The sequence below is a fragment of the Pseudoalteromonas simplex genome, from assembly GCF_015278155.1.
GTDB lineage: Bacteria > Pseudomonadota > Gammaproteobacteria > Enterobacterales > Alteromonadaceae > Pseudoalteromonas > Pseudoalteromonas simplex.
The window spans coordinates 255,479-282,391 of the sequence record NZ_JADILN010000005.1 but is presented as its reverse complement, the minus strand read 5'-3'; the positions used below and the strand labels follow the sequence as shown (position 1 = coordinate 282,391).

At 41.7% G+C, this 26,913-nt stretch carries 28 protein-coding genes; 14 read left to right on the top strand and 14 right to left on the bottom strand.

Going from position 1 to position 26,913, the window contains the following annotated elements; translation table 11 throughout:
- Positions 1–58: 58 nt before the first annotated feature.
- The 5 genes from IRQ78_RS12845 to IRQ78_RS12825 form a co-directional block, all read right to left on the bottom strand.
- A complete protein-coding gene (locus tag IRQ78_RS12845) occupies positions 59–475 on the bottom strand; it encodes a hypothetical protein (protein ID WP_054552905.1) in 417 nt (138 codons plus the stop codon).
- Entirely contained in the window at positions 462–1,799 is a 1,338-nt protein-coding gene (locus tag IRQ78_RS12840) for an ATP-binding protein (RefSeq protein ID WP_054552906.1), read from the bottom strand. The genes IRQ78_RS12845 and IRQ78_RS12840 overlap by 14 nt, the downstream gene beginning before the upstream one ends.
- Complete coding sequence (locus tag IRQ78_RS12835; protein ID WP_054552907.1) at positions 1,793–2,467, bottom strand: response regulator transcription factor; 675 nt, start codon at positions 2,465–2,467, stop codon at positions 1,793–1,795. The genes IRQ78_RS12840 and IRQ78_RS12835 overlap by 7 nt, the downstream gene beginning before the upstream one ends.
- Positions 2,468–2,469: 2 nt before the next feature.
- Positions 2,470–2,721, bottom strand: coding sequence for a PepSY domain-containing protein (locus IRQ78_RS12830; RefSeq protein ID WP_054552908.1), 252 nt, complete (start codon positions 2,719–2,721; stop codon positions 2,470–2,472).
- 151 nt (positions 2,722–2,872) lie between these two features.
- A complete protein-coding gene (locus tag IRQ78_RS12825) occupies positions 2,873–3,172 on the bottom strand; it encodes a YciI family protein (RefSeq protein WP_054552909.1) in 300 nt (99 codons plus the stop codon).
- A gap of 176 nt (positions 3,173–3,348) precedes the next feature.
- On the opposite strand from IRQ78_RS12825, the gene IRQ78_RS12820 reads away from it, so the two are divergent.
- On the top strand, positions 3,349–4,773 hold the full coding sequence (locus IRQ78_RS12820) for a sodium-dependent transporter (RefSeq protein WP_054552910.1): 1,425 nt from the start codon (positions 3,349–3,351) through the stop codon (positions 4,771–4,773).
- Between the two features lie 55 nt (positions 4,774–4,828).
- Here the strand turns inward: IRQ78_RS12820 and IRQ78_RS12815 are convergent, their stop codons facing one another.
- Together IRQ78_RS12815 and IRQ78_RS12810 are read right to left on the bottom strand one after the other, a co-directional pair.
- On the bottom strand, positions 4,829–5,467 hold the full coding sequence (locus IRQ78_RS12815; protein WP_054552911.1) for a CPBP family glutamic-type intramembrane protease: 639 nt from the start codon (positions 5,465–5,467) through the stop codon (positions 4,829–4,831).
- Between the two features lie 58 nt (positions 5,468–5,525).
- Positions 5,526–6,113 carry an inner membrane-spanning protein YciB gene (locus IRQ78_RS12810; RefSeq protein WP_054552912.1) on the bottom strand — a complete coding sequence of 196 codons (588 nt, stop codon included), beginning with the start codon at positions 6,111–6,113 and terminating at the stop codon, positions 5,526–5,528.
- A gap of 194 nt (positions 6,114–6,307) precedes the next feature.
- Between IRQ78_RS12810 and IRQ78_RS12805 the strand changes: the two genes are divergently transcribed.
- Positions 6,308–6,577, top strand: coding sequence for an HU family DNA-binding protein (locus IRQ78_RS12805; protein WP_194442427.1), 270 nt, complete (start codon positions 6,308–6,310; stop codon positions 6,575–6,577).
- A gap of 137 nt (positions 6,578–6,714) precedes the next feature.
- Entirely contained in the window at positions 6,715–7,287 is a 573-nt protein-coding gene (locus tag IRQ78_RS12800; RefSeq protein WP_194442426.1) for a type 1 glutamine amidotransferase domain-containing protein, read from the top strand.
- A 61-nt stretch (positions 7,288–7,348) separates the two neighbouring features.
- Here IRQ78_RS12800 and trpA read toward each other — a convergent pair whose 3' ends face one another.
- From trpA to IRQ78_RS12770, 6 genes are read right to left on the bottom strand one after another with little or no spacing between them, the layout of a single operon-like run.
- Entirely contained in the window at positions 7,349–8,161 is an 813-nt protein-coding gene (gene trpA / locus IRQ78_RS12795) for a tryptophan synthase subunit alpha (protein WP_055021153.1), read from the bottom strand.
- On the bottom strand, positions 8,158–9,342 hold the full coding sequence (gene trpB, locus IRQ78_RS12790; protein ID WP_194442425.1) for a tryptophan synthase subunit beta: 1,185 nt from the start codon (positions 9,340–9,342) through the stop codon (positions 8,158–8,160). Before trpB ends, trpA begins: the two co-directional genes overlap by 4 nt.
- 7 nt (positions 9,343–9,349) lie before the next feature.
- Positions 9,350–10,714, bottom strand: a complete 1,365-nt coding sequence (gene trpCF / locus IRQ78_RS12785) for a bifunctional indole-3-glycerol-phosphate synthase TrpC/phosphoribosylanthranilate isomerase TrpF (RefSeq protein ID WP_138602344.1) — start codon at positions 10,712–10,714, stop codon at positions 9,350–9,352.
- Positions 10,707–11,726, bottom strand: coding sequence for an anthranilate phosphoribosyltransferase (gene trpD / locus IRQ78_RS12780; protein ID WP_194442424.1), 1,020 nt, complete (start codon positions 11,724–11,726; stop codon positions 10,707–10,709). Before trpD ends, trpCF begins: the two co-directional genes overlap by 8 nt.
- A gap of 9 nt (positions 11,727–11,735) precedes the next feature.
- Positions 11,736–12,341 (bottom strand): aminodeoxychorismate/anthranilate synthase component II, encoded by a 606-nt coding sequence (locus IRQ78_RS12775; protein ID WP_194442423.1) that lies wholly within the window; start codon positions 12,339–12,341, stop codon positions 11,736–11,738.
- Complete coding sequence (locus IRQ78_RS12770; RefSeq protein WP_194442422.1) at positions 12,341–13,909, bottom strand: anthranilate synthase component 1; 1,569 nt, start codon at positions 13,907–13,909, stop codon at positions 12,341–12,343. Before IRQ78_RS12770 ends, IRQ78_RS12775 begins: the two co-directional genes overlap by 1 nt.
- A 524-nt stretch (positions 13,910–14,433) precedes the next feature.
- Between IRQ78_RS12770 and rnm the strand changes: the two genes are divergently transcribed.
- From rnm to IRQ78_RS12740, 6 genes are all read left to right on the top strand, one after another.
- On the top strand, positions 14,434–15,273 hold the full coding sequence (rnm, locus tag IRQ78_RS12765) for an RNase RNM (protein ID WP_194442421.1): 840 nt from the start codon (positions 14,434–14,436) through the stop codon (positions 15,271–15,273).
- A 9-nt stretch (positions 15,274–15,282) separates the two neighbouring features.
- The gene (locus tag IRQ78_RS12760; protein ID WP_194442420.1) at positions 15,283–15,903 is read left to right on the top strand and encodes an L-threonylcarbamoyladenylate synthase; all 621 of its coding nucleotides are present in this window, start codon (positions 15,283–15,285) and stop codon (positions 15,901–15,903) included.
- Between the two features lie 8 nt (positions 15,904–15,911).
- Positions 15,912–16,748, top strand: coding sequence for a segregation and condensation protein A (locus tag IRQ78_RS12755; RefSeq protein ID WP_054552922.1), 837 nt, complete (start codon positions 15,912–15,914; stop codon positions 16,746–16,748).
- 74 nt (positions 16,749–16,822) lie between these two features.
- Positions 16,823–17,674: a GNAT family N-acetyltransferase gene (locus IRQ78_RS12750; protein ID WP_138619904.1), complete on the top strand. Its 852-nt coding sequence runs from the start codon at positions 16,823–16,825 to the stop codon at positions 17,672–17,674.
- A gap of 319 nt (positions 17,675–17,993) precedes the next feature.
- Positions 17,994–18,548, top strand: a complete 555-nt coding sequence (locus IRQ78_RS12745; protein ID WP_138602332.1) for a cytochrome b — start codon at positions 17,994–17,996, stop codon at positions 18,546–18,548.
- A gap of 1 nt (position 18,549) precedes the next feature.
- Positions 18,550–19,128: a YceI family protein gene (locus IRQ78_RS12740; protein WP_054552925.1), complete on the top strand. Its 579-nt coding sequence runs from the start codon at positions 18,550–18,552 to the stop codon at positions 19,126–19,128.
- A gap of 61 nt (positions 19,129–19,189) precedes the next feature.
- Here the strand turns inward: IRQ78_RS12740 and IRQ78_RS12735 are convergent, their stop codons facing one another.
- Complete coding sequence (locus IRQ78_RS12735) at positions 19,190–20,053, bottom strand: TIGR02285 family protein (protein WP_194442419.1); 864 nt, start codon at positions 20,051–20,053, stop codon at positions 19,190–19,192.
- Between the two features lie 53 nt (positions 20,054–20,106).
- On the opposite strand from IRQ78_RS12735, the gene IRQ78_RS12730 reads away from it, so the two are divergent.
- The 5 genes from IRQ78_RS12730 to IRQ78_RS12710 all read left to right on the top strand — a co-directional run bounded on the left by IRQ78_RS12730 (position 20,107) and on the right by IRQ78_RS12710 (position 26,908).
- Positions 20,107–20,253, top strand: coding sequence for a hypothetical protein (locus tag IRQ78_RS12730; protein WP_171043800.1), 147 nt, complete (start codon positions 20,107–20,109; stop codon positions 20,251–20,253).
- 445 nt (positions 20,254–20,698) lie between these two features.
- Positions 20,699–21,274, top strand: coding sequence for an alpha/beta hydrolase family protein (locus tag IRQ78_RS12725; protein WP_194442418.1), 576 nt, complete (start codon positions 20,699–20,701; stop codon positions 21,272–21,274).
- A 45-nt stretch (positions 21,275–21,319) separates the two neighbouring features.
- A complete protein-coding gene (locus IRQ78_RS12720; RefSeq protein ID WP_194442417.1) occupies positions 21,320–22,267 on the top strand; it encodes an acetoacetate decarboxylase in 948 nt (315 codons plus the stop codon).
- A 2-nt stretch (positions 22,268–22,269) separates the two neighbouring features.
- Positions 22,270–24,501 carry an NAD(P)-binding protein gene (locus IRQ78_RS12715; protein WP_194442416.1) on the top strand — a complete coding sequence of 744 codons (2,232 nt, stop codon included), beginning with the start codon at positions 22,270–22,272 and terminating at the stop codon, positions 24,499–24,501.
- A gap of 142 nt (positions 24,502–24,643) precedes the next feature.
- Positions 24,644–26,908 carry a TonB-dependent receptor gene (locus IRQ78_RS12710; protein WP_194442415.1) on the top strand — a complete coding sequence of 755 codons (2,265 nt, stop codon included), beginning with the start codon at positions 24,644–24,646 and terminating at the stop codon, positions 26,906–26,908.
- The last annotated feature ends 5 nt before the right edge of the window (positions 26,909–26,913 follow it).

Here is a 26,913-nt window from a genome sequence, read left to right as displayed (position 1 = left end):
AATTGGTATAAAAAGGCGCTTAAGCGCCTTTTTGTCCATGAAAATCTGTGAGTTGCTATTACTTTAGAGGTCGCTGTAAAACCTGCACATGGTTTTTTAGGATCTCAATTTCACATTGCTTGTAGGCAATAGCGGCTTTCGTACTATTTGGCATTTTTTGTAGATAACGCCAACGACAGCTGTCTTCTAAATAACGCTCTTGGTTCTTGATGCTGCGATTAAAAATCGGTAGCAATTGGCTGTTACCGCTATCCTCTTTGATTTTCTCAAGATCCATAGTGAGCTTATTAATCCACATCTTTTGGTCACGCTGCAGATCGGCGATAACTTGATCAAGACATTGAATATAGCGTTTGGTGTCATCGGTATTGTTGCTAGCAAGCTCACACGTTTGCTCTGCTTGAGCATGCGATGCACTCGCAATTAAAGCTAGAAAGCTGCCCTTAACGAGTGTTGATGTTTTATTTTTTATCATGGTAATTAAACTCTAATATAAACTCAGCACCGGCTAGTTTCTCTGCATCTTTAATGGTTAAGGTGCCATTATACGAGTTGACTAAATCCGACACGATAGCCATGCCGACACCGTGGCCACTTTCATAGGTATCGAGTCTGGTACCGCGAGTCAGTAATGATTCACGCTTGTGCTCAGGGACACCTGGGCCATCATCACTTATACTGAGGGTTAACTTTTTGTTCTGCTTAACCTTTATATCGACCTGTGAACGGCAAGCTTTACAGGCATTATCGATTAAATTACCAAGTAGTTCCATCAAATCTGTTTTATCACCCAAGAAATAGTCTTTTTCACTAACCTCTGATGTAAATATAATATCTTTGTCGCGATAAACCTTGCTCATCGCGCTTATAATTGAGTCAATAACAGGCTTGATATGAGTTTGTTTCTTCCATGTGTCAGACGCACCTGTTGCAGCGCGCTTTAACTGGTGTTCGATCATCACATTAATTCGGTCTAGCTGCTCTTGTGCATCCGCATCATTGGCTAAAGGGCTTGATTTAAGCACTGCCAAAGGCGTTTTTAATGCATGAGCAAGGTCGCTCAACGAAGCACGGTAACGCTCTTTTTGGCGTTGCTGCGATTCAAGCAATAAGTTTAAATCGGCTTTAATAGTTTGTAGTTCAACCGGGTAAAGACCTTTAATTTGTTGGTTATCACCCGACTCAATGGCTTTAATTTCTTTATCGAGTCGTTGCAGTGGTCTTGCACTCCAAACAAAACCAATCGCCATGAGTGCAGCAATGGACACTCCCATGACATACATCCAATTTACGAGTGTCTGCTTAAAGCCATCCATCAACCTCAGTAGGGCATCATTACGCTTTAATAGGATAAAACGTGCATGCTCAGATTGATCAATGTTTTCTAAAATAACGGTAAGGGTTAATTGCCAATATACGGTATTGTTGTATTCAACCCGACGAAAATCCGCAGAGCCAGCTGGGGCTTCAAAGTTATCAGGAATAAAGTTGATATTAGTAGCCGATTCAGAATACCAAACTGGTAAGTCACCGCGATAAACCATCGCGTAGGTATCTGAGTTTAATCGATTTAGCTCTGGCGTTAAGATGGTGCTTGGCATAACAATGCCACGTTCAGTGAAATCAACTTCAGAAATTAATGAATATAAGTGAGCTTCGAGGGTTTTTTCGGTCGCTTCGACCAAAGAGGCGTAGTAAGCCTTACCAATTGAGAAAAACAGAATTGGTAGGGCGACTAATAAAACAAAGACAAGGATAAATCCTTGCCTTACTTTAAGCGGTATTTGCGATGCTACCACTGACTTTTTAGCCTATAACCACGGCCGCGTAATGTTTCAACAGGGTTAAGGGTACCATCAGGGTCAAGCTTCTTACGTAAACGCAATACGAAAACTTCGATTACGTTTGAATCAAGGTCAAAGTCTTGGTCGTAAATGTGCTCAGTTAGTTCAGATTTAGAAATTACCTTTTGTGGATTAACCATTAGGTATTCTAAAACTTTGTATTCGTATGCCGTTAAGCTAAGTTCTTTATCGTTAACCCATACTTGCTGTGAGCGAGTATGAATTTTAATAGGGCCAGCTGTCATTTCTGGGTTTGCTTTACCGGCGCTACGGCGGATAAGCGCATTACAGCGGGCAATTAGCTCTTCAACGTGGAAAGGTTTAGTTAGGTAGTCATCTGCACCTGCATCTAAGCCTTCTACTTTATCTTGCCAACGGTCACGTGCCGTTAAAATCAAAATAGGAATGGTAATACCTTGTGCGCGTGCTTTGGTAATTAGTTCAATACCATCAACTTTAGGTAAGCCTAAATCGACTACCGCCATATCTAGCGGGTATTCGGTAATATGGAATAAACCAGCTTCACCATCGTGACAAAGGTCAACGCTGTAACGCTCTTTTTCTAGGGCATTACGAAGGTTATCTGCTAAGTGTAAATCATCTTCAATAACTAAAATTCGCATTCTTAATCCTTTTTCACTTCGCCAGTCTTTTTGTTCACATGGACATCAACCACGTGGCCGTTCGTTTTTAAAATTCTTACGGTAAATACTTTATCTTGCTCTGTGATTTTTAGGGTTCGGCCGTCTTCAGACTTTTTGGCGATCGTCACAGCCTGCTTTTTAGTCACCTCTTGGGCTTGTTTCTTATTGGCATCAGCATGAAAGCTTGATAATGCAAATAAAAGACTAAAACTGAAGGCTAATAATATGCGCATGACGGGGAACTCCTAAACCAGACCCATTTAGTTTAATTAACCAATTAACTAAAATTCAAGTAATTACGTTAAATTCTGTAATTCAATAGCCAAATCTTAGTTAATAAGCCGTGAACAAACACTGAATTATTGGTTCAGTTAAGTTCAGAGGTTAACCAAATACTTTCTTAAATGGTTTTACCACTGAGTTGTCGTAAACACCCGCCGCAATATACGGATCGTTTGCTGCCCATTCACGTGCTGCTTCTAATGACTCAAACTCAGCAACCACTAATGAACCAGTAAAACCAGCGTCAGCCGGATCTTCACTGTCAATGGCTGGCAATGGGCCTGCCGTAAATAAACGGTTTTGATCGTCTAATTCTTGAAGGCGTGCTAAGTGAGCAGGACGTGCAGATTTGCGAGCTTCTAAACTATTTTCAACATCAGTTGAATAAATCATATACAGCATGGTGTGTTCTCAATGTTATTTTTAAAAAATAGTAGCATATTCTTAGCAATAGACGAGAGATTATTCGCGTAATAATCTTTACACAAACCCATATAACTTTAACTTATAAAGCTTGAAATACGCGGTGTAACACTGGTAGAGTCGCTGGGTTGAGAAAATAATAATAAGGTTTTTAAATGAGCGAAAAACGCGAGCATTTTAGCTCCCGCCTCGGTTTTATTTTAGCGGCAGCCGGTTCTGCTGTAGGTATCGGAAACTTAGTAGGTTTTCCTGTTTCAGCCACAAAAAACGGCGGTGGTGCTTTCCTTTTAGTCTATGCATTGTTTGTCATTTTTATCTGTTTGCCAGTGATGATGGCTGAAATGGCCATGGGTCGTAAAGCGCAAAAAGATCCACTAGGTTCATACAAATTTTTAGCGGGTAATGATCCAAAATGGAACTTTGCTGGCTTTTTAGCTGTATTAACGCCATTTATGATTGCTGTTTTTTACATGGTGATCACGGTATGGATTTTCGGTTATTTATCGCAAACCGCTTTTGGTAATCTAGATGCCTTGGCGCAGCCGGATAATTTTGGCACCTTTATCAATAGCTACACCGTGTTTGGTTATATGGCCGTGGTTGCCATCATCGTTAACTTGATTTTAGTGGGCGGTGTTAAAGAAGGTATTGAAAAAGCGGCTAAGTTTATGATGCCAGCTTTATTTGTACTACTCACCGCGTTGGTTGTATACGTACTAACTCTTGATAACGCAATGGCCGGTGTTAAGTACTATGTTGTTCCTGACTTTTCAAAAATGGATGCCAGCGTATTAAATGGTGCATTAGCTCAAGCGTTTTTCTCGTTGTCACTGGGTATGGGTATCTTAATGACCTATGCATCGTATATTTCTAAGAAAGATGACATTGTTGGTAGTGCAAAAATGGTTGCAGTTACTGACTCGATGGTGGCATTTATTGCTGGTCTAATGGTGCTTCCAGCTATTTTCAGTTTTAACCCAGATACTGACCCTAGTAATTTATCAGATTCGTCAGTATCGATGATTTTTGTTTACCTACCAAAAATTTTATTAGCGTTACAAGCTGATATTGGCTACGTGGGTGCATCAATTGTTGCGTTTGTATTCTTCTTACTTGTCTTTTTTGCTGCAATTACGTCACTTGTATCAATTGTAGAGGTGCCAACAGCGACTTTAAGCGACCGCAAAGGTATTAGCCGTAAAAAAGCACTGGCTATCTTAACTTTATCTACAGGTGTTTTAACTGTGCTGTGTACAATGTCATTTGGTATGGTTGACTCGCTTACAAAGTTTGTTAGCTATGGCGGTGCAGATAAGAGCTTATTTGATATTGTTTATGATGTGTTTTACGACACAATTTTACCGCTTAACGGTTTAATGGTGTGTTTATTCGTTATGTATCGTTGGAAAAAAGCAAACTTGTCGGCAGAGTTAAGCCAAGGCTGTGAAGGCTATATTGGCAGCTTCACAGAGAAGTATGTGAACTTCTCACTATCAACGTTTATCCCTGCCATTTTATTACTAATCTTTGTAAATACGGTGGCGACTAAGTTTTTTGCATTTAGTATTTTCGGATTTTAAAGACCAGTTCAATACTTAGCCGCGCACTTTGCGCGGCTTTTTTATGCCTATTAAATTAAAAGGCCCCCGCATCGAGCACATCACCCAAGCCAAGGGTAAACATCCAAAGTCCCCATAAGCTGTGTTCAATCACACATACGAAGGTTGAGCGGCTTTGCGCGTAAGTATAAGAAAACAGCAGCCCCCCTAAAAAAGCCAACAGTACGGCCAATACATTCGCATAGACAATATGCGCCAATGCAAACACTGATGCGCTGACAATAATACGCACCGTTTTACTTGGCATAATGCGTTTGTAGCGATGGAAAAAGTAGGTTCTAAAAATCAGCTCTTGCGGCATCACCGATAAAATAGGGTAGAGCAATAACAACATTAGCCAATCGTTAAACGAGTTTCGTGGCAGTGAAAACCAGTTTTCTTGATTCATGATCCCGTAAAACATTCCAGAGAATAGCGCCCCTAAAAAGAAGAAACTAAATAAGCGACGTTTTACCGCACTAAATTGCCCAAGGCTTGTTAAACGAAAGCGTTTAAAATGGGGATCAGATAAAAGCAACATGCCGCACACGGCCATTAAAATAATAAGGGCAGGAATAAGCCAGTTAGCGAGGTAGGCACGAAGAAAGAAGCCTAATAGCGGCAAAGAAACAAATATGAGGGTAAATTCAAGCCAGCGGTATTGGTTAGCGTTCAATGTCGTCTCAGCGTGTTTTTTGCTTACGCTAACAAGCTAAGACGACAGATTTATGACATTAAGATTGCTTTGGATCTTTCTCTTCGTCATCTTCTGGTAAGTATTTGAATAGGGTGATGATCGTTGCTAACACGCAAACAAAGGTAATGCCCATTAAGCCAAACACTTTAAAGTTAACCCAAAAATCGAGCGAGAAGTTATAGGCAATGTAGATATTCAGCGCCGAGATACCTGCAGTCACCGCAACCCAAAATAGGTTAAGCTTATTCCAGAGCGCTTCAGGTACGTTGATTTCTTGTTTACTCTCAGAGGCATTTTCTAAAATCGAGCTAAGTGCTTTTTTCACTAGGTTTTTGCCAAGAATATAGCGGCTTACTAACAAAGTAACACTGAAAATGGCATACACAATGGTGGCTTTCCATTTCACAAACTGCTCATCGTGGAACACTAAGGTGAGCGTACCCAGCACAACTGCAATGGCAAAAAACACCCAGTGACGGGTTGGCACTTTACCATCTTTAAAATAACAGTAAGCAACTTGAATTAAGGTGGTTAGCATCAGCAAGGCTGTTGCCCAATAAATATCAACTAACTTGAAAACCGCAAAAAACAGGATCAGCGGGATGTATTCAATAATCGCATGCATAAATTTATAAATGCTCTAATTTAAAAAGATACTGGGTTGTATCAAGTTATCGTGCAAGATACAAGGTTGACTTAGCAGCCCTGAAAGCTTAGCCTCCCGAGCCAATCTGGCCTAAACCTGCGTTTAGGTTGTTTTACCTTATCTTTTTCCGCTTAACCTCAGATGATTAAGCGGCGTTTTTTGGAGCACTTTTTATGAATAAAGCCGCGTTAGTATCGCAAATGGCTGCCCACAGTGAATTAACAAAAAAAGACACACAAGCTGCCTTAACGAGCATGTTAAATGCTATTGAAAAGTCTCTTTCTGAGGGTGACCAAGTGCAAATTAATGGCTTTGGGACGTTTACCCTAAGTTATTACCCTGCACGTAAAGGGCGCAACCCACAAACCGGTGAAGAAATTGAAATAGAAGGCGCTAACAAGCCAGTTTTTAAACCTGCTAAAGCACTCAAAGACGGTTTATAAGCAGGATTTGCAAAGCTGTTGTAGTATTTACAGAGCATAAATAGAACACCTGAAAATTTATTCAATATTTTCAATCTATTAAGTTTGGCATGTTGTATGCTGTTAATCATTTGGGTTTACCTAAATAAGGAGATAACATGTCAAATTTAAATAGCCAACTGAATGGTAAAAAGGTTGCTATTCTTGCAACCAATGGTTTTGAGCAAAGCGAGCTATTGTCACCACGAAGCGCATTATTAGAAGCGGGTGCACTTGTCGAAGTTGTGTCACTTGAGCGTGGCGATATCACCGCATGGGATGAAAACCAATGGGGTGAGCGAGTCAGTGTTGACCGTGTAGTCAGCGAAGCAGACTCTGCAGAGTATGACGCGTTACTTCTGCCTGGTGGCTTATTCAACCCAGATACGTTACGTCAAGATAGCGAAGCAAAAGCCTTTGTTGATGGTTTTTTCAGTGCCGGTAAAAACAAGCCCATCGCCGCGATTTGCCACGGCCCATGGTTATTAGCCGAAATTAATAAACTACGTGATCGCAAAGTAACCTCATACCCAAGTATTAAAACTGATTTAATCAATGCAGGAGCTAATTGGGTTGATCAAGAGGTGTGTGTTGATGAGGGCATAGTTACAAGCCGAAGCCCAGCCGACTTAGAGGCTTTTAATCGAAAATTCATAGAAGAAATTAAAGAGGGCGAGCATCGCCATCATTAATCATAAATTGTTAAGCACAAAAAAGGGCCTACATGGCCCTTTTTTAGTAATAAAAACAAACTTACTTTGTAGCTGCTTTCATACTAGCTACAAACTCTTTTAAACCAGTTAGCATTGCTGCTTGATCATCAAGGTTTGCCTCGATAATTTTAACAACCGCAGAGCCTGAAATCGCACCAGCGGCCCCTGACTCAAGTGCTGATTTAACATCTTCCGGTGTTGATACACCAAAGCCTAATAATGCCGGTGCAGCATGGTAATCTTTTAGTTTTTTAACTAATGAATCTGCTGGCATTTGTGCCTTGGTTTCTGTGCCTGTCACACCTGCGCGTGAAAGAAGGTATGTGTAACCGCGGCCATATGACGCACACTCTCGTAACGTGTCATCATCAGCATTCGGTGTAGCAATAAAAATTGGGTCAATACCATTTTTCATCGCTGTTTGGCGAAATAGCTTTGACTCATGTAGCGGCACGTCAGCCACTAAAATTGAATCGACACCGGCTTCTTTAGCATCTTGATAGAACTTCTCAATGCCACGTTTAAACACTAAGTTTGAATACAATAACAGGCCAATTGGAATATCGGCATTGTACTGGCGCACTTGTTTAATAATATCAAAGCAATCTTGGGTATTAATGTTTTCATCAAGAGCACGAATGTTGGCAGCTTGGATCACTGGGCCATCTGCAATCGGATCTGAAAATGGAATACCTAGCTCAAGGGCATCAGCGCCGCCATCAATTAAGCTTTTGATGATTTCTACGCTCAGTGCTTTATTAGGATCGCCAATCGTAACAAAGGGTACAAAAGCACCTTGGTTTGTTTCATTTAATGTGGCGAACAGTTGTCCGTAACGGTTAGTCTGGCTCATAGTGCGCCTCCTTCTGATAAAACACTGTGTACGTGAGCTAAATCTTTATCGCCTCGACCGCTTAGGTTAACCACTAAAATGGTGTCTTTGGTTTGTTGCTCGGCATATTTAAGGGCATATGCGAGAGCATGGCTTGATTCAAGCGCTGGAATAATCCCTTCGTTTTTAGCCAGTAGTTGGAATGCTTCAAGCGCTTCAGTATCGGTAATACCTACGTACTCTGCACGGCCAGTTTCATGTAAGTGCGCATGCTGTGGACCAACAGCTGGGTAATCAAGACCTGCTGATACAGAGTAAGACTCTTCAATTTGACCATCATCATCTTGCATAATATAGGTATAGGTACCGTGTAAAATGCCTTTTGTGCCTTTACATAAGGTTGCACCATGCTGGTGGGTATCTAAGCCTTTACCAGCAGGCTCTACACCAATTAATTTTACGCTTGGCTCATCAATAAAGTCTGTGAACATACCAATGGCGTTAGAGCCACCACCCACGCAAGCAAGCACAGCATCCGGTAAGCGGCCTTCAGCTTTCAGTACTTGTTGTTTTGCTTCTTCACCAATCATTTTTTGGAACTCTCGCACCATGGTTGGGAATGGGTGAGGGCCTGCTGCAGTGCCTAGTAGATAGTGAGCATCTTTGTAATTTGCTGACCAGTCACGCAGGGCTTCGTTTACGGCATCTTTTAAGGTGCCAGAGCCCGCTGTGACAGGAATAACCTCTGCGCCCATTAATTTCATACGAAATACATTTGGTTGTTGACGTTCAACGTCTTTTGCACCCATGTAAATACGGCACTTTAAGCCAAGTAAGGCACAGGCTAGGGCTGTTGCAACACCGTGTTGGCCGGCACCTGTTTCTGCAATCACTTCTTTTTTACCCATGCGTTTGGTAAGGAGTGCTTGACCAAGTACTTGATTGGTTTTGTGTGCACCGCCGTGCAGTAAATCTTCACGCTTTAAATACAGTTTTACCTTAGGGTTTTTAACTAAGTTACGTGTCAGTGTTAATGGCGTAGGGCGGCCTGCGTATTCATTTAATAGTTTTTCAAACTCAGCCTGAAAAGCTGGATCGTTTTGCGATTTATTAAACTCTGCTTCTAGTTGCTTGAGTGCTGGCACAAGCAGCTGTGGTACAAACATACCACCGAATTCACCGAAATAAGCTGGATTTTGCATTCTAACCTCAATAATTTCTGATATGCGAAAACGCATTTTGTAATTTTGTTTGGCACTTTTTACCCGCTGACGCTTCAACGCCAGAATTTAGGTCAAGACCATTAGCACCGCGATAAAGCGCTGCGTGAATATTTTCTGGGTTTAAACCCCCGGCTAACATAAACGGCACGGTTGCCGTCTCAAGCACAGACCAATCAAATGCTTCGCCTGTGCCGCCTTTTTGGCTTTTGCTGTAAGTGTCGTACAAATGGCGGTCAACCCCTTCAAGCGGTTTGGGTAATTCGCCTTTAACGGCTTGGGCTTTCCAAATTTCACAGCCAAGCGGTAATTGCTTTCTGAGACTTTGAATATACTCGCTATTCTCGTCACCATGTAATTGCACTGCAGCTAATTTTAAGCTTTGTGCATAATCGACCACTTGTTCTAGAGGTGCATTGACAAACACACCCACATACGCGAGCGGGGCACTTTGCGTAACTTGCTTGGCACAGTCGATATCGACATAACGCGGTGACTTAGGATAAAAAATTAAGCCACCATACACAGCACCACTGGCGTAGGCTGCTATCGCATCTTGTGAACGGGTTAAACCGCACACTTTGTTCTCACCTAAAATGACTTTACGGCATGCGGCTTCTAAGTCGCGCTCAGCCATTAATGAGCTGCCAATTAAAAAGCCATCGCACAATGGTGCAAGGCGTTTTACATCTTTATGGGTATAAATGCCTGACTCTGAAATTACCACTTTGTCATTTGGGATAAGCTGACGTAAACGCTCAGTTGTTGCAAGATCAGTACTTAAATCACGAAGGTCGCGGTTATTAATACCAATTAGGCTGGCATTAAGTGCAAGAGCACGGCTTACTTCTTGCTCATTACTGACTTCAGTGAGTACTGACATGTTTAAAGAGTCAGCCACCTTGTGAAGCGCTAAATATTGCTCGTCATCAAGGACAGAGAGCATTAATAAAATGGCATCACCACCAGATAAGCGTGCTAAATATACTTGGTACTCATCAATAAAGAAGTCTTTACAAATAAGCGGCTGTTCAACTTGGCTGCGCACATACTCAAGGTACTGATAGCTACCTTGGAAATATTTTTCATCCGTTAGTACGCTCATACAGGTTGCGTACTTTTTATAAACCGATGTAATTTCGTCTAAATTAAATGGTTCGCGAATAAGTCCTTTTGACGGTGAGGCCTTTTTACATTCTAAAATAAACTGTGTACCGGTTGCTGCTAATGCGCCTTCAAAGTCTCGCTTGGTTGGCACAACCTCGCTAATGAATGACTCAAGCGGGCGCTGTGCTTTTCTTTGTTCTAATTCAATACGTTTGTCGGCAACAATTTTGTCTAACACGTTAGCCATGACTTACCTCAATAATTGCGTTCAATGTGTCCATCGCTTTGCCTGATGCTAATAAATTGCTTACTTGATCTGCGGCTGCTTTTAAATCACCTGCTTTATCGGTTAAATAAAGAAGAGCGGCAACGTTGGCTATAATGGCTGCGTTATGCGCCATTTCACCTTGACCTTGTAAAATCGCTAAGCTTGCTTTTGCGTTATATTCTGGGCCTTGGCCTGCTAGTTGTTCAAGTGAATAGTTTGCAAGACCAAAATCGCTCGCTGTTAGCGTGTATTCACTCAGTTCACCGTTATTAAGTTCAACCACTTTGGTTGTTCCGTGTAAGGCAATTTCATCAGTGCCTGCACCGTGAACCACCATAGCGCGTTTTGTGCCAAGGGTTTTTAGGGTTTCGGCCATTGGTAAACACAGCGAAGGGTCATAAACACCAAGCAATTGCACCTCAGGGGCAGCAGGGTTGGCCAGTGGCCCTAAAATATTAAAAATTGTGCGGCTTTTAAGGGCCGTACGCACGCCCATCGCATGGCGTACACCACTGTGATAATGCGGTGCAAATAAAAATGTAAAGCCGGTATTGTCTAAACAATGGGCAGCTTGCTCAGGGCTCATATCGATATTGATACCCAAGGCTTTGAGTAAATCTGCAGAGCCCGAGTTACTCGACACACTGCGATTACCATGTTTGACCATGTTGATGCCCGCAGCGGCAGCAACAATAGCAGCCGTGGTACTAATATTAATTGTGTTTGAGCCATCGCCACCGGTACCACAGCTATCAGCAAGTAAGGTTTTGCTGGTTTGAAATGGCACTGCATTGGCGCGCATTGATGCCGCAGCACCGGCAATTTCATCACTTGTTTCGCCTTTTAGTTTTAGGGCGATAAGTGCAGCCGTTAATTCAATATCATTAAGCTGGCCATTCATGATGGCGCCAAACAATTGAGTTGCTTGCGAAAATGATAAATCTTGCTTTGCTAATAATTGGTTTAACTGGGTTTGAGTTGTTGCTTCCATGTTATTCCTCTACTGCACGCGTGCGGTTAAAAATTCAATGCTTTGTTGTAATAGCAATGCGCCATTTGGCGTTAAAATTGATTCAGGATGAAACTGATAGCCAAGGGCATTATCTTGTTGATGGTAAATTGCCATCGGAATATTTTCATAACAAGCAATTACTTCAACGTCATCAGGGACTTTGGTTGCCATTAATGAATGATAACGAGCAACCGGCATTTTATCGCCCATACCCGCGAATACTGGGTGCTCAGTCAACGAAATAATTGATGACTTGCCGTGCACAGTTTCGCCTGCATGACCAATAACCCCACCGTAGCTTTGTGTTAGTGCTTGCTGCCCTAAACAGATACCCAGCATAGGGAAGCGACCTTTACACAGTTCAATGAGCTCCATTAAACAACCCGCATCAGATGGTGCGCCAGGGCCAGGTGAAAGTACTAATAATACAGGCACTGTCTCTTGGCTCATTTTGTCAAAGATGCTTTGTGCACTGATGTTATTACGGTATACCACTAACTGGCACCCTAACATAGAAAGTTCATCGACTAAGTTATAACTAAATGAATCAAAGTTATCTAAAAAGTAGATTTTATAGGCTGATGTTGTCGTCATTATTGTGCCTCGTAAGTCGATTGAATCGCAGTGATCACAGCTTGTGCTTTTGCGCGGGTTTCATTGGCCTCTGATTGTGGATCTGAATCAAACACCACACCTGCACCTGCTTGCACGTAGGCCGTGCCGTTTTTAACAAAGGCAGAGCGAATAACAATGCAGCTATCCATGGCGCCATCGCCCGTTAAATAACCCACTGCACCTCCATAGCTGCCGCGGCGTTTTTGTTCGGTTTGACGAACTAACTCAGCAGCGCGTACTTTAGGTGCACCCACTAAGGTGCCCATGTTCATACAAGCTTGGTAAGCATGTAGCGCATCGAGTTCAGGTTTTAAAGTACCCACCACGCGTGAAACTAAATGCATCACTTGTGAGTAGCGGTCTACTTTTAATAACTCTTTAGCGTGACGTGTGCCTGGTACGCTAATACGGGCTACATCATTTCTTGCTAAATCAACTAACATAAGGTGCTCGGCACGTTCTTTTTGGTCGTTGCGAAGTTCAAGCTCAATGCGGCTGTCTAGGTCTGGATTAATTTGCCCATTAGCAAACTTGCCACGAGGGCGAGTGCCGGCAATAGGGTATACCTCAACTTGTTTACTCTCTGCGCAATATTTGAGGGCTGACTCGGGTGATGCGCCGAATAACACGAACTCTTCATCGCGCATGTAAAACATATATGGGCTTGGGTTTTGTAGTTTTAATTGGCTGTAAGCATGAAGTGAGTCAGGGCAGGCGAGAGAAAAAGTACGTGATGGCACAACTTGGAATATATCGCCATCAACGATGTTATTTTTTAACTTGATGACATGTTCGCAGTATTGCTCGTCGCTAACATCAACAGAAATTGGGTTTGAGCCTGTTTGCTTTTGCCCTTGGTAGCTTTGTGCATTGTCACATACGGCATTTAAACGCTCTAACTGTTGACCAACCTCAAAGCAATTAGCATGAACTTCAGGGCCGTTAAATACATTGCCAATTAGCTCGGTTGTTTTTGCTTGATGGTCGATGACAACTAACGTTTCGGCGAGGTAGAAAACATAATCAGGGCAGCTGTTTTCGCCGTCAGGCACATCAGAAAGGGTTTCGAAATTAGCAACCATGTCGTAGGCAAACACACCGCCTAAGAACACAGAGAATGGGTTGTCTGTGGTGCTTTTAATACTGTTAATGCAGCTACGTAGCGCACTAAATGCATTATCTGCTACTAATTTACTGGCTTCATCAATATCGCTTGCGACCTCGTTGTAGGTTAACGTTAATGTATCTTCTACAAGCTCTGCAGAGCAGTTTTGCACATGAGCTTGTAAATAAGGCAGTAATTGCTTGCCATTATTTGACTGTGCAGTGAGTGTGACCTGTTTGCCTTGGCAAACAATACGTAGCGCTGAGTCAACCAAAATTAGACTTTTTACACTGTCTTTAGAATCAATTTCAGCAGACTCTAACAGCAGTGAATTAGGCTTATCGAGTAAACTGTATAACGCAAGTGGGCTACTGATGTAGTCGCGCACTTGAGTGATACTGGTTACTTCACCCGGTGTCGTTGTTATATGACTAAAAATCAAACCTCATTCTCCCTCATTCCCAAAAACTCTTTAAAAAACAAAACCCCGCGAAGCGATGCTTGGCGGGGTTCGTATAAAGATGCCTATAAATTAGATAGACCCTTACCGTCCCGCTAAGCCAGGCGCCACCACCAATGATGTGTAAGAGTTGCTATGTAATTCATTATAAAACCTTAAAATTTAGATATAAAAAAACCCGCTACTTGAGCGGGTTTTGAAATCGTTAGACACAACAATTCGTCACCCGCTAGTTACGAGTGCCACCACCAAATTGTGATTTGAATTGTTTTGTTCATTGTTATTGCTTATTTAACGTGTCTGAAAGTGCATACAGTAAAGCGTACCTGAGCCGATACTGTCAAGCATTAATTTACATATTAATACGTGTTCGGCATTTACCCATCGCAATTGCCCATTTATGTGGGTATATATGTCTAACCTAAAAAGATAATCACGCCCTCGCAGTAAATTTTTGTTATACTCACATCATTGATTCAAGAACTTACGTAAAGCAGTCTTTCCCTTTGATAAAATACGATTTACATAGCCACACCACATACTCAGATGGTCAGCTATCAGTCGAGCAATTGTTACACCGCGCGGTTGAGAAAAACATAGATGTGTTTGCAATTACCGATCACGACACGTTAAGTGCGATAAAACCTGCTCGCCAAGTCATTACAAATGATAATTTACCGCTTAAATTAATTGCTGGCGTTGAAGTATCAACAAAATGGGAAAGCTTTGAAATTCATATTGTTGGCTTAAATGTTGATGACGAAAATGACGCACTGTTGTCATTATTACAATCTCAACAAGCCAAGCGTGAAGAGCGCGCTTTAGAGATAGGTCGTCGCCTTGCGAAAAATGGTTTTGAAGGCATTTATGACCAAGCAAGGACATTTGCTGAAAACGCCCAGATCACACGGGCGCATTTTGCCCGTGCACTGATTGAACGTGGTGTAGCTAAAAACTTTCCTGGGGTATTTAAAAAGTACTTAGGGCGAGGAAAAACAGGTTATGTACCAAGTAGTTGGTGCGATATGCAAACTGCAATTGCTGCCATTCATCAAGCCGGTGGGGTTGCCGTTCTAGCACACCCTGGGCGTTATCAAATGTCGAATAAGTGGCTACGGAAATTAATTATTGAATTTAAAGATGCCGGTGGCGATGCGATGGAAGTTGCACAACCACAGCAAGCACCCAGTGAGCGCCAGTTTTTAGGTGAACTTTGCCGTGAATATGGTTTACTTGCGTCGCAAGGGTCAGATTTTCATTTTCCGACAAGTTGGTTGGAGTTAGGTAAAAATTTATACTTACCAAAAGATTGCCAAGGGGTTTGGCATGCATGGGAAGGGCAATAGGAGCGTGTAATGAGTCAGTTTTTTCATATTCATCCAGATAATCCGCAACCACGCTTAATCAGCCAAGCGGTTGATATTATTAAGCAAGGCGGTGTTATTGTATACCCAACCGATTCGGGTTACGCACTTGGCTGTAGCATTGGTAATAAGCAAGCAAAAGAGCGTATCGAACGTATTCGTGGCATTGAAAAACACCATAACTTTACTTTGGTCTGCCGCGACTTATCTGAGCTATCTACCTATGCTCGCGTTGATAATCAGTTATTCAGATTGATTAAAAATAACACCCCTGGGCCTTATACGTTCATCTTTAAAGGCACTAAAGAAGTACCAAAGCGTTTATTAAACGAAAAGAAAAAAACCATTGGTATTCGTGTTATCGAACACCCAATCACCTGTGCTTTATTGGCTGAATTAGGTGAGCCGTTAATGTCGTGCTCTTTAATTTTACCGGGTGAGCCATATACCGAGGCAGATCCTGATGAAATTCGCGATCGCATTGAAAAGCAAGTTGATTTAATTATTCATGGTGGTTATCTTCCTGAACAGGCAACCACAGTAATTGACTTGTCGGATGATGATATCGAAATCTTACGTGTGGGTTGTGGTGATACTAAACCATTTGAGTAGAGACTTCATTGACTAGCCCAGAGCTTGACGCGCCAGATAATTTACAAGAGCCAGTACAGCAAAAGCTGCCACTGGCTTTTTTGCATGGTAAAGCGGTGGTTGATAAACCTGAAGATTTATATATTCCCCCCGATGCATTAGAGATCATTTTAGAAACCTTTGAAGGTCCTCTCGATTTACTTCTGTACTTAATCAAAAAACATAAACTCGATGTGCTAGAGCTCTCTATTTTTAGTATTACTGAGCAATACGTGAGTTATGTTGAAATGATGAGCGAGTTTCAGCTTGAGCTGGCAGGTGAATACCTTGTGATGGCGGCGCTATTAGCACAAATTAAATCACGATTATTATTACCAAAACATGAAGAGCTTGAAGAGGAAGAAGACCCACGAGCTGAGCTTGTAAGACGTTTACAAGAATACGAACAATTTAAAAAAGCCGCAGAAAATCTTGATGAGATCCCTCGCGAAGGCCGCGATATTTTTGTTGCCGAAGCACTGGTGCCAGAATTCAGTGAGCGTGAGGTACTGTTACCTGACGTTGACATGAAAGACTTGTTAGTTGCGCTAAGCGACGTTATGGCCCGAGCTAAAACATTTGAACACCATCATATTACCGCAGAGGCTTTATCAACCCGTGAACGGATGAGCTTAATCTTAGATAAACTCTCAGAGGCTCAATCACAGCTGCCTTTTAGCACTCTTTTTACGGTAGAAGAGGGCAGAAGTGGTGTTGTAGTAAGCTTTATCGCCATGTTAGAGCTGGTGAAAGAAAACCTGATCAGCTGCTTTCAGGTAGATGCCAATAGCCAGATTTATGTTGGTTTGGTGGAAGAAAGCGAATAGCTAGAAGTTAATGGTTTTAAGCAGTAAGTTTTAAGTTAGCTGTCAGAGTAGACTGAAAAATATAAGGAAAGCAGATGCAAAGTAAACATTTTACAATCAAAACCATGACCAAGAAGGAAGTCGAACTCATGATTGATTGGGCTGCAGCAGAAGGCTGGAATCCGGGCCTTAATGATGCAGAGTGTTATTTTGCTGCTGATCCTGAAGGATTTCTTGTCGGTTTTCTAGATGATGAACCTATTGCTACAATTTCTGCCATTAATTATCACGATGCATTTGGCTTTATCGGCTTTTACATTGTTAAACCTGATTACCGAGGCAAAGGCTACGGAATGCAAATTTGGAATGTCGCGTTAAAGCGCCTTGAAGGGTTGAATATTGGCCTTGATGGTGTGGTGGAGCAGCAAGAGAACTACAAAAAATCTGGTTTTAATCTGGCTTATCGCAATATCCGTTTTGCAGGAGTAGGCGGTGGTAATTTACCGCAAAATGCTGACATTGTTGATCTTAATACTGTGCCATTCGAAATTATTGACGCATACGAACAGGCTTTTTTCCCGGTAAATAGAGCAAACTTTACTAAAGCATGGTTAAGTCAACCCCAATGCGACGCTTTGGGCGTAATGAACAATGGGGAACTGGCAGGATACGGCGTAATTCGCAAGTGCCAGAACGGCTTTAAAGTCGGCCCTCTATTTGCCGACTCACCAGAATTGGCTGAATCTTTGTTCCTCGCTTTAAAATCTAAAGTGGGTGCCTCTGACGCTATTTTCCTTGATACACCAGAAATCAATCAAGCTGCTGTTGCTTTAGCACAGAAATACAACATGCAAGTGTCATTTGAAACCGCCAGAATGTACACCGGTGAATGTCCGAACTTGCCATTAAACCGTATTTTTGGCGTCACTTCTTTTGAAATAGGCTGAGTTTATTGGGTTGAGTGATTAAACGGTTGTGCGTAAAACTCAAAATTTATTACGTTAAGAATTAGATGCTTTTATCAACGAGTATTCATAATATTGCTAGCACCTAGCACCTAGCACCTAGCACCTAGCACCTAGCACCTAGCACCTAGCACCTAGCACCTTCTGTCTTTTTCCTTTCCACTTTCCCCTTACTACTTTCACCTTTCTCCTTTGCCTAGGTGTGCATATACGCACAGAAGCTGTTCGTTTTACGCTATTTTCATTATATAAATCCTAAGCTAAGCTGTACCTAGTTTCACGATTCTCATGGGAAATGAGTATGTTAAAGAATTCAAAGTCAAGTTATGGCTGGGTGGCCATCTTAGTGCACTGGTTAATGGCACTTGGGGTGTTTGGTTTGTTTGGCTTAGGCGTATATATGGTTGAGCTAACCTATTACGACGCTTGGTACAAAGGCTCTTTGGACTTGCATAAAAGCGTTGGTATTACCTTAGCGGCATTATTGCTGTTTCGATTTGGTTGGCGCTTGTTAGGCACCCAACCTGAGCCTGTTGCAGGCAGTTCAAAAGCAATGAATCGAGTTGCACACTCAGCCCATAAACTAATTTATTTAGCTTTAGTCGTCATTGTGACATCAGGCTATTTAATTTCTACGGCTGATGGTCGTGCAATTGAAGTATTTAATTTATTTGCTGTACCGGCATTACCAGAGTCGGTCGCGAACCAAGAAGATATTGCAGGTAAAATTCACTTTTATGCCGCGTATGGGCTAATAGCTGTGGTTGTTTTACATGCTTTAGGGGCACTAAAACATCATTTTATCGATAAAGATAAAACCTTAATTAGAATGATCAAACCATTGAAGGATGATTAAAATGAAAAAATTACTATTAGGCACAGCACTAAGTGCTGCACTTTTCTCAACAGCAAACGCAAATGCAGCTGACTACGTTATTGATACAGATGGTGCGCACGCATTTGTCACTTTTAAAATTAAGCATTTAGGTTACAGCTGGTTACATGGTCGTTTTAATACTTTTTCAGGTGACTTTAGTTATGACGATAAAGCGCCTAATGCATCTAAAATCAATGTAACGATTGATACTAAAAGCATCGACTCAAATCATGCTGAGCGTGACAAGCACTTACGCGGAAAAGACTTCTTAAATGTTGATAAATACCCAACGGCAACATTCAAAAGCACCTCAATCAAGTTTGATGAAGACGGTGATGAAGCAGATGTAACAGGTGAATTCACCTTAAATGGTGTGACTAAAACCATTACTTTTGAAATTGATAAAATTGGTGAAGGTAAAGATCCATGGGGTGGATACCGTGTTGGTTTTGAAGGTGAAACAAGCCTTAAACTAGCTGACTATGGTATCGACTACAATCTAGGCCCTGCTTCTACGCATGTTGATATCGGTTTATTCATTGAAGGTGTGCGTAAGTAAGCACCATTAATACGACTGCCAATTCGCATAACTATGTGGATTAGGAAATTAAAAGTGCCGCTCAATGAGCGGCACTTTCGTTTCTATCTTTTAACCTTTTTTCTAAAATGGGCTGTAAATTATCAGGTAGCCAGCGAACTAAAACATCATGAAAAGCGTTTGTGTGAGCTATTTTTTCAAGGGTTTCATCTAGTAGTTTTACCGTTTCTTTGCCTTGTTTGTTATTTGTACAACCTATATAACCAACGCTTAATGCCGGTGCTTCGGTGAGTGTCAGTTGGGTCAATTCATCTTTAAAGCCCATTGAGTGCGCCAAATAGTAATGTTCGCTAGGGTAGCCAAGTAATATATCAATGCGCTTCTTATGCAGCATATAAGTTAAGCTTGCGAGTGTATCTCTGCCGGGGCGTGAGATAATATTAGCGTCATGGCTTTCGTTAATCACTCTATCTATATCGGCGCCAAACGAGCGGCTCATTGATACCCCTAATGCCAAGTGTTTTTCGTTTAATAACGATTTTAAAGACACGGGTTTTGTGACGTCTAACTTAAGTTTTGTGGCTAACTCTTTACGTATGGCAATGGAGGGTGATAAACCCACTGTTGAAGTGTGCTCTGTAAACTGAATATGCTGCTTACGGTGCTCGCTTTGATATAACGACAGCATACAGTAATTGTTGTGTGGGTTTGATAGTTCATGCACGGCGCGACTGGCTGGCAATAGGGTGCGTTTAAATGAAACCTCTGGCAGAAATTGCTCTAGTAATTTGATCACACTTTCGTCACGACCAGTTCCTTCATATTTGTCATTCATGATGTAGTAGGGAGCAAAATCAACCATGATCCATTCGATTGACTTCGGTTGCTTAGTTGCAGCAACGGGGAGGCAGAAAAGTAATAGTAAAATAGAGCACGTAAAACGCATTTTTACTACCTATTTGTGGGCTTAAAATATAAGTGTAGCAGGAATTTAGCTATATGCAGGCTGGTGATGAAAAACTAAAACGCCAGCGTATTGGCTGGCGTTTATCGGTAGGGTTTAGTTGGCTTTTAGCCACTTCACAAATTGGCGTGCATCACTGGCCTTTTGGAAGATGGCGTTTTTTAAGCCTTGCGTGTCACTAAAAATTACACGCTGTTTATTTACCGAGATTGATTGCACTGGGTGTGCGATCTGGATCAAAGATCCGTTGTATTTATATGACATAATAAAACTCACTCTTTCTTTTGTCTGTGTCTGTAGAGCTTTAATAGGCATTTAAAAAATACAGACCGACATTTGTTGTCTTGCTAACAGTGTTGACTAAGTTTGTGACAGTTTGGTGATGATTTGAAAATTCATCAAAATGTCATTTAGCAAACGAGTTGCAAGTATTTATACGAATATGCGGGAATTACTGGATCAAGGTAAGGGGTTAACCGCGTGGTTTCTAAAAACCAGACAAGTAGATTACTGTAAGAATTAACTAAGCGCAAGGTTTATTTTTTAAACATCAAAAATAATTTCTGGATGTTTAATAGAAACGGGCGTATTGTGATTAGGCACAAAATAACAATAAGAAGTATGCATATGAATTACCTTTTGGTGTCAGATATATTTGGTAAAACAGCGCATTTATCGCTGCTTGCCCAGCAGCTTCGCGGTAAGGTGAGTCTTTGCGACCCTTACCAAGGAGAAATTCAGCTCCCTATAAATGAGCAGTTTCAATACCAGCATTTCTTAACACAATGCGGCCATGATAGTTATTTTGAAAAAGTACATTTAAAAATGGCTGCTATTCGTCAGCCAACCACGATTATTGCATTTAGTGCAGGCGCGGCTGCCGTTTGGCGAGCTCAAGCAGAGTTAAAAAATTCATTCATTAAAAAAATTATTGCCTTTTATCCATCCCAAGTCAGATATCATCTTGAGCTTGAGGCTAACGTCCCTTGTCGATTTATTTTTCCTCACAGTGAAGAGCATTTTGATATTAAGCCTGTGGTTGTTTCATTAAAAAGCAAAGCAAAGGTGAGCTGTGAAATAGCCGACTTTGGTCATGGTTTTATGAATCCGTTATCTGAAAATTTTAATCAGTTTGGCTATCAGCAATTTACAGAACAACTGTTAAAAGAAAGTTGTCATCTAGAAGTTACCACCAACCATTAAAAACTAGTCTATAGTCATTACTAAACAATAATATAAGTAATAACTATGACGGACCAAGCAAATTACAGCCATTTCTTATCTAACCCGGTTGCTAAACCACCTTGTCGAATGATCAATGCGCAAATGTACGGATTTTTTGTTGCAGGGTGTGAGCAAAAAATGCAGCAGTATGTTGATGCAACTTTAAATTTACTAGCAACCGAATCAACCTCGTTTAATGTGTTAGGGAGCACGTGTTTACTTACCTTCACTGATATCGAAAAAATCTCTTCGTTAACGCCACCTTTTTCAGATCATGGCTGGATGCAAGAAACCGATATTATTATTTGGCTCCCAGTCGCAAAAATGCAAGGTGGTGACATTAGTCATTTATATTGGTATCCGGCATTTATTAGCGTCAATAACATTTATGCTTTAATTAATGGCCGAGAAGCCTGGGGTTATAATAAATACCTCTGTGAATATCAAATGCCTGCGACTGTGAGTGATGCGGGCGCCTTTAGCATTTCTTTAGAATGTTTTGATGTGTTTAACCCAGACTCTAAATTAGCGATGCATGAGCTATTAACCATTGAGCAAACGCAGGCAAGCACCAAGGAAAACCTACTCGATAACTTATCGCATTTTTCTAAACACGTGACAGATTTATTTGATGCGCAAATTCAAGGCATTGATTTATCACTTCTTAAACAATTATTAGACGGGTTTATTCATCCGCAGATGGATCAGATTTTGTTTAAACAATTTCCCGATGGTCAAGGAAATAAAGCCGTTTATCAAAGCGTGGTTCACTCACCATCGTTAATCAAAAAAATTCACCAATTAAAACTTTTACACAATGATTTTAGTTTGGATGTAAAAGCCCTTGCGAGCTTTCCTCTGAATGACATGTTTGGCATTGCACTTGGCAAACAAGCGGTTCATTTACCCTTTTACGTCAATATGGACTTTGACCAGCTTGGCGCAACACAACTGTTACCGGTACAGGGGTAACCATGGAAAAAGAAAAAATTACCATTGTCGGTGGCGGTGTTGCAGCGATGACCGCGGCAGTGTATTTAACCGAGCAAGCTAATTGGCAAAGCCAGCGCGAGATTACCATTTATCAACAGGGGTGGCGCCTTGGTGGTAAAGGGGCGAGTGGCCGAAACGCCCATTTTGGACAGCGAATTGAAGAACATGGTTTACATGTTTGGTTTGGTGCCTACGTAAATAGCTTTCGCACCTTAGAAGGGGTGTATAACGCACTCAATCGACCAGCTAGTTGTTCATTGGCTACTTGGCAGCAGGCATTAAAACCACACAGTTTTATTGCTTTACAAGAGTTTATTGATAACGAATGGCAAACTTGGCCGATAGATTTTCCTACCGTTGAAGGGAACCCCGCTGATGGCAGCCTAGATATAACAGTGTGGGACTTTGTCACCATAACATTAGCATGGCTAAAAAAATGGACCGAAGGCATTGAGCATGTTTGTCAGCAGCAAGATGCTAAAACCACTTTAGTGACAAAAAAGTCACGGGATCAATCGTTACTCAACCACATGTACCAAGAAATCAAAGCAGACATTGATACCCATTTAAATGGCGCAAAGCAGTTTATTGATGATATTGAAGCAGGCGCAACTGAAATTGCCTCGAACCCACGAACATTGATAACTCATTTGCTGCAGTTCACCGAAAAGCAGGCCACTCATACAGATAAACAGGCCGATCGACTGGTGATTTGGTATATCGTCAGAAAGTTAAAACGTTGGTTTAAAGACCAAGTTATTGATTTGCTCGATGACAACCCAGAGCTGCGCAGACTTTATATTTGTGCCGATCTTGCGATTGCAATGCTCACCGGGTTGATTAAAGACAAAGTATATCGCGACGGTTTTGGTGTCATTAATTGCTACGACTTTCGTCAGTGGCTCGAAAAAAATGGTGCTAACAAAACTTACAGTGTCGATTCTGCGCCAGTGCGTGGCTTTTATGATTTGGTGTTCGCATACCCTAAAGGTGACTTTAATAAACCCAATGTTGAAGCAGGCGTTGCCGCCCTTGCCATGTTACGTATAGGTCTTTGCTATAAAGGCGGCGTGATGTGGAAAATGCAAGCTGGGATGGGCGATGTCATTTTTGGGCCAATTTATGAACTTTTAAAGCAGCGCGGCGTTAAGTTTAAGTTTTTTCATCAGTTAACTAACTTAGCTGCAGGGCAAACTGACCAAGGTGAACAGCTGGTAAGTGAAATTGAGCTTTGTCAACAGGTGAGTTTAGTTGGCCAAGACTATGATCCGCTCATCGATGTTAAGCAGCTACCATGCTGGCCAAGTGAGCCTCTGTATGAGCAAATCAGCTCTGAACAAGCGCACTTAATACAAGAATATCAAATCAATTTAGAGTCATTTTGGAGTAATTGGCCTGAGGTGTATCAAGAGCACTTTGGTACCCCATTGCCAACAGTGACACTTCGCCATGGTATTGATTTTGACACACTTATTTTAGGTGTATCGGTTGCCTCACTTGAACACGTGGCCCCTGAACTTTTAGCTGTAGATTACGCGCTCTCTCAACAAGCTACAAAAGTACAAAGTGTAGCGACTCAGGCTTGCCAAGTATGGTTGAATAAAACCGACCAACAACTTGGCTTTACGCAAACCAATGCCGCTCATGAAGGACCTATTTTAAGTGGCTTTGTTGAGCCGTTTGATACCTGGGCGGCAATGGGCAACTTGCTCGATAAAGAAGATTGGCCAAGTGAAAATGCGCCCGTGAACATTGCCTATTTTTGCAGTGCATTTAGCTGCGAAAACTATCCACCTGCCAGTGCTTATCAATTCCCAGAGCAAATGAAAGCCGAAGTAAAATCAAATATGCATAATTTGTTTAGTGCAGATATGCGGCCACTTTGGCCTCAAGCCTATATTGATAACAAATTTGATTGGCAGGTTTTTTACAGTGATCCGCACAGCATTTTACCTGCTCTCGAGCAACAATACTGGCGCGTTAATGTTGATCCCAGTGAGCGCTACGTCTTATCTGTGGTTGATACAAGTAAATACCGCCTAGCTACTGATGGCAGTCAGTTTGTCAATTTGCGCATCACTGGCGATTGGATAAAAACCGGTGTTAATGCTGGCTGTGTTGAGGCTGCTGTAATGGCCGGTATGCAAACAGCGCGGGCAATATGTGGTTGGCCAAGCGAAATTAGCGGAGAGCATGCATTCGAAAAAAGTTAGGGTGAGCAAAGTTATAAATAAGTATGCGTATAAGTCATGAATTTTCATGATTTATATGCGACTTTAATCTATTGTTTGGTCTATACTTACCACTAAATTACAACAATTTAACAAGTTTCCCTCTTTTAAGGTCTAAAAGCCAATGAAGCGACCCTTTCTGAATGATCCTAAATTTATGATGATGTCGAGCACCTGCTTGGCAGCATGTGTAATGGCAAGCGCTGTTGCACAAGGAGCTGAGACTGAAAAAGACATGGAAGTTATTAGCGTTTATGCACAAAAGCGTCCGCAAGCAATTGAAGATGTGAGTGTAGCGGTAAGCCAAGTGGATGGCGAAATTTTAAAAGCTCAGCATTTTAAAGATTCAACTGAAATTGGCTTGTTTGCGCCAAATGTTAAAATCACCCAAAACGCCGCAGAAGGGACGCCTCCCGCTGTGAGTATCCGTGGGGTGGGGTTACTTGATTACAATACGGCGAATACTTCACCTGTTGCTATGTATCTTGATGGCGTTGCGGTGGGGTCTGCTAATAATCAAATCGTTAACTTGTACGATATTGAACAGCTCGATATTTTACGCGGCCCGCAGGGTACCTTGTTTGGTCGTAATTCTACCGGTGGTGCAATACTTATACGCTCAAATCGCCCTGAGTTTGATAGCTATGGCTCGTTGACATTAGGTGTTGCCAACAATAATGCCACCAGCGTTGATGGTATGTGGAACCAGCAACTATCAGGTTCCAGTGCATTACGAATTGCGGTTAACTATCAAGACTACGAATACTCAACAAAAAACACTTATGCAGACTCGCCAACAGCAGGCATGGAGCAAAAAAATGCCCGTGTGTCTTTTTTGTCTGAGTGGGATGAGGTTGATCTTTACCTGCAAGCGCATATTGAAGATTGGGATGGTATTGCCCAGCCAGTTGGTAGTATTGGTATTGTCGCAAACCCTTTAACGGGTGAGCTGTGTTCACCAGCAGATGCGGGCTCAACACGCTGTTTTGATAACTTTGGTTTTAATGATGGCAGTGATGACTTCTTTGCGGTGAGCGTCAATAACGACTCACCTCATAAATCCGATGGCTACGGTTTTATTGCTGAACTGAATTGGCATTTAAACGAGCAAAGTACATTTACTTCACTGTCGAGCTTTAACGATTTAGAAAGAAGCCACGCTTTTAACTGCGATGGCTCCCCAGCTCGTTTGTGCGAAGGGGTATTAGGGTTAGATACCCAACTATTCAGCCAAGAATTCAGGTTATTAAACGAACTTGCTGATTACACACTCACCAGTGGTATTTATTTTGCCGATGAGACAATTGAGCAAGATAATTTAAATGATATTTTGCGTGATTTCCGGGGTGTTTTACCGACAAATTTAACCGCGACCTTTATCTACGATAACGAAATCAAGATGCAAAATTTGGCTGTATTTAGCCAAATTGAAGTGCCTGTCGCAGATAAATGGATGATTACAGCCGGTCTTAGATATGACTATGAGTCACTTGAGTATGACTCAATCGCCACCTTAAATGCGGTGGTTGATGTAAACGACTTAGATGGGGTAGTGGTACCATTTTATCGCGTTACCGATGAGCAATCGGATAACGGTTTTACCGGGCAATTTGCCGTTAATTATCGCTATTCAGATACAAGCAATCTTTTTTATCGTTTTGCTAATGGTAGTAAAAGTGGTGGCTACAATGGCGGCTTTTTGTCATCCGAAGAACAAGCAATCTTGGCAAACTATGGCAAAGAGCGCTTAAATGCCCATGAAATTGGCTTAAAGTCGTTCTGGCCTGGGAAGCAACTTAGAATGAATTGGGCGGCGTTTTATTATGATTATAACGACCAACAAGTGTTTATGAACCAAGCGTCAGAAACACCGCAAATGCCCCCAGTGCAATTACTTGAAAATGTGGCTGATTCAACTATTTACGGCCTTGAAACTGAAATTAATTACCAAGCAACTAAACAACTAGCTATGCTACTTTCAGTAGGCTATATCCCTCATGCTGAATTTGAAGAATACGTTGATCCACTTGGTAATAGTATTACCGATAACCAACTACCATTTACTTCTAAATGGAATGTATCAGCGGGGTTAAAATACGACACCAGCTTGGCGTCGTATCCGTTATCGGCCAACATTATTTACGATTATCAGTCTGAGTTTTATTTTGACCAGAACATGAACCCATATGCCCGCCAAGACGGTTTTAGCATTGTTAATGCGCATCTAAAATACGATGTTGAAAATTGGTCATTTACTTTATGGGGCAAAAATTTATTTGATACTGAATACAGTCAGTTAAAGTTCGATTTAAGCTCGTTCCTAGGCATGCTTGAAGACTTTAAAGGGGAAGGGCGTCGCTATGGCTTTGATGTTTCACTGCAATTCTAGTCGTT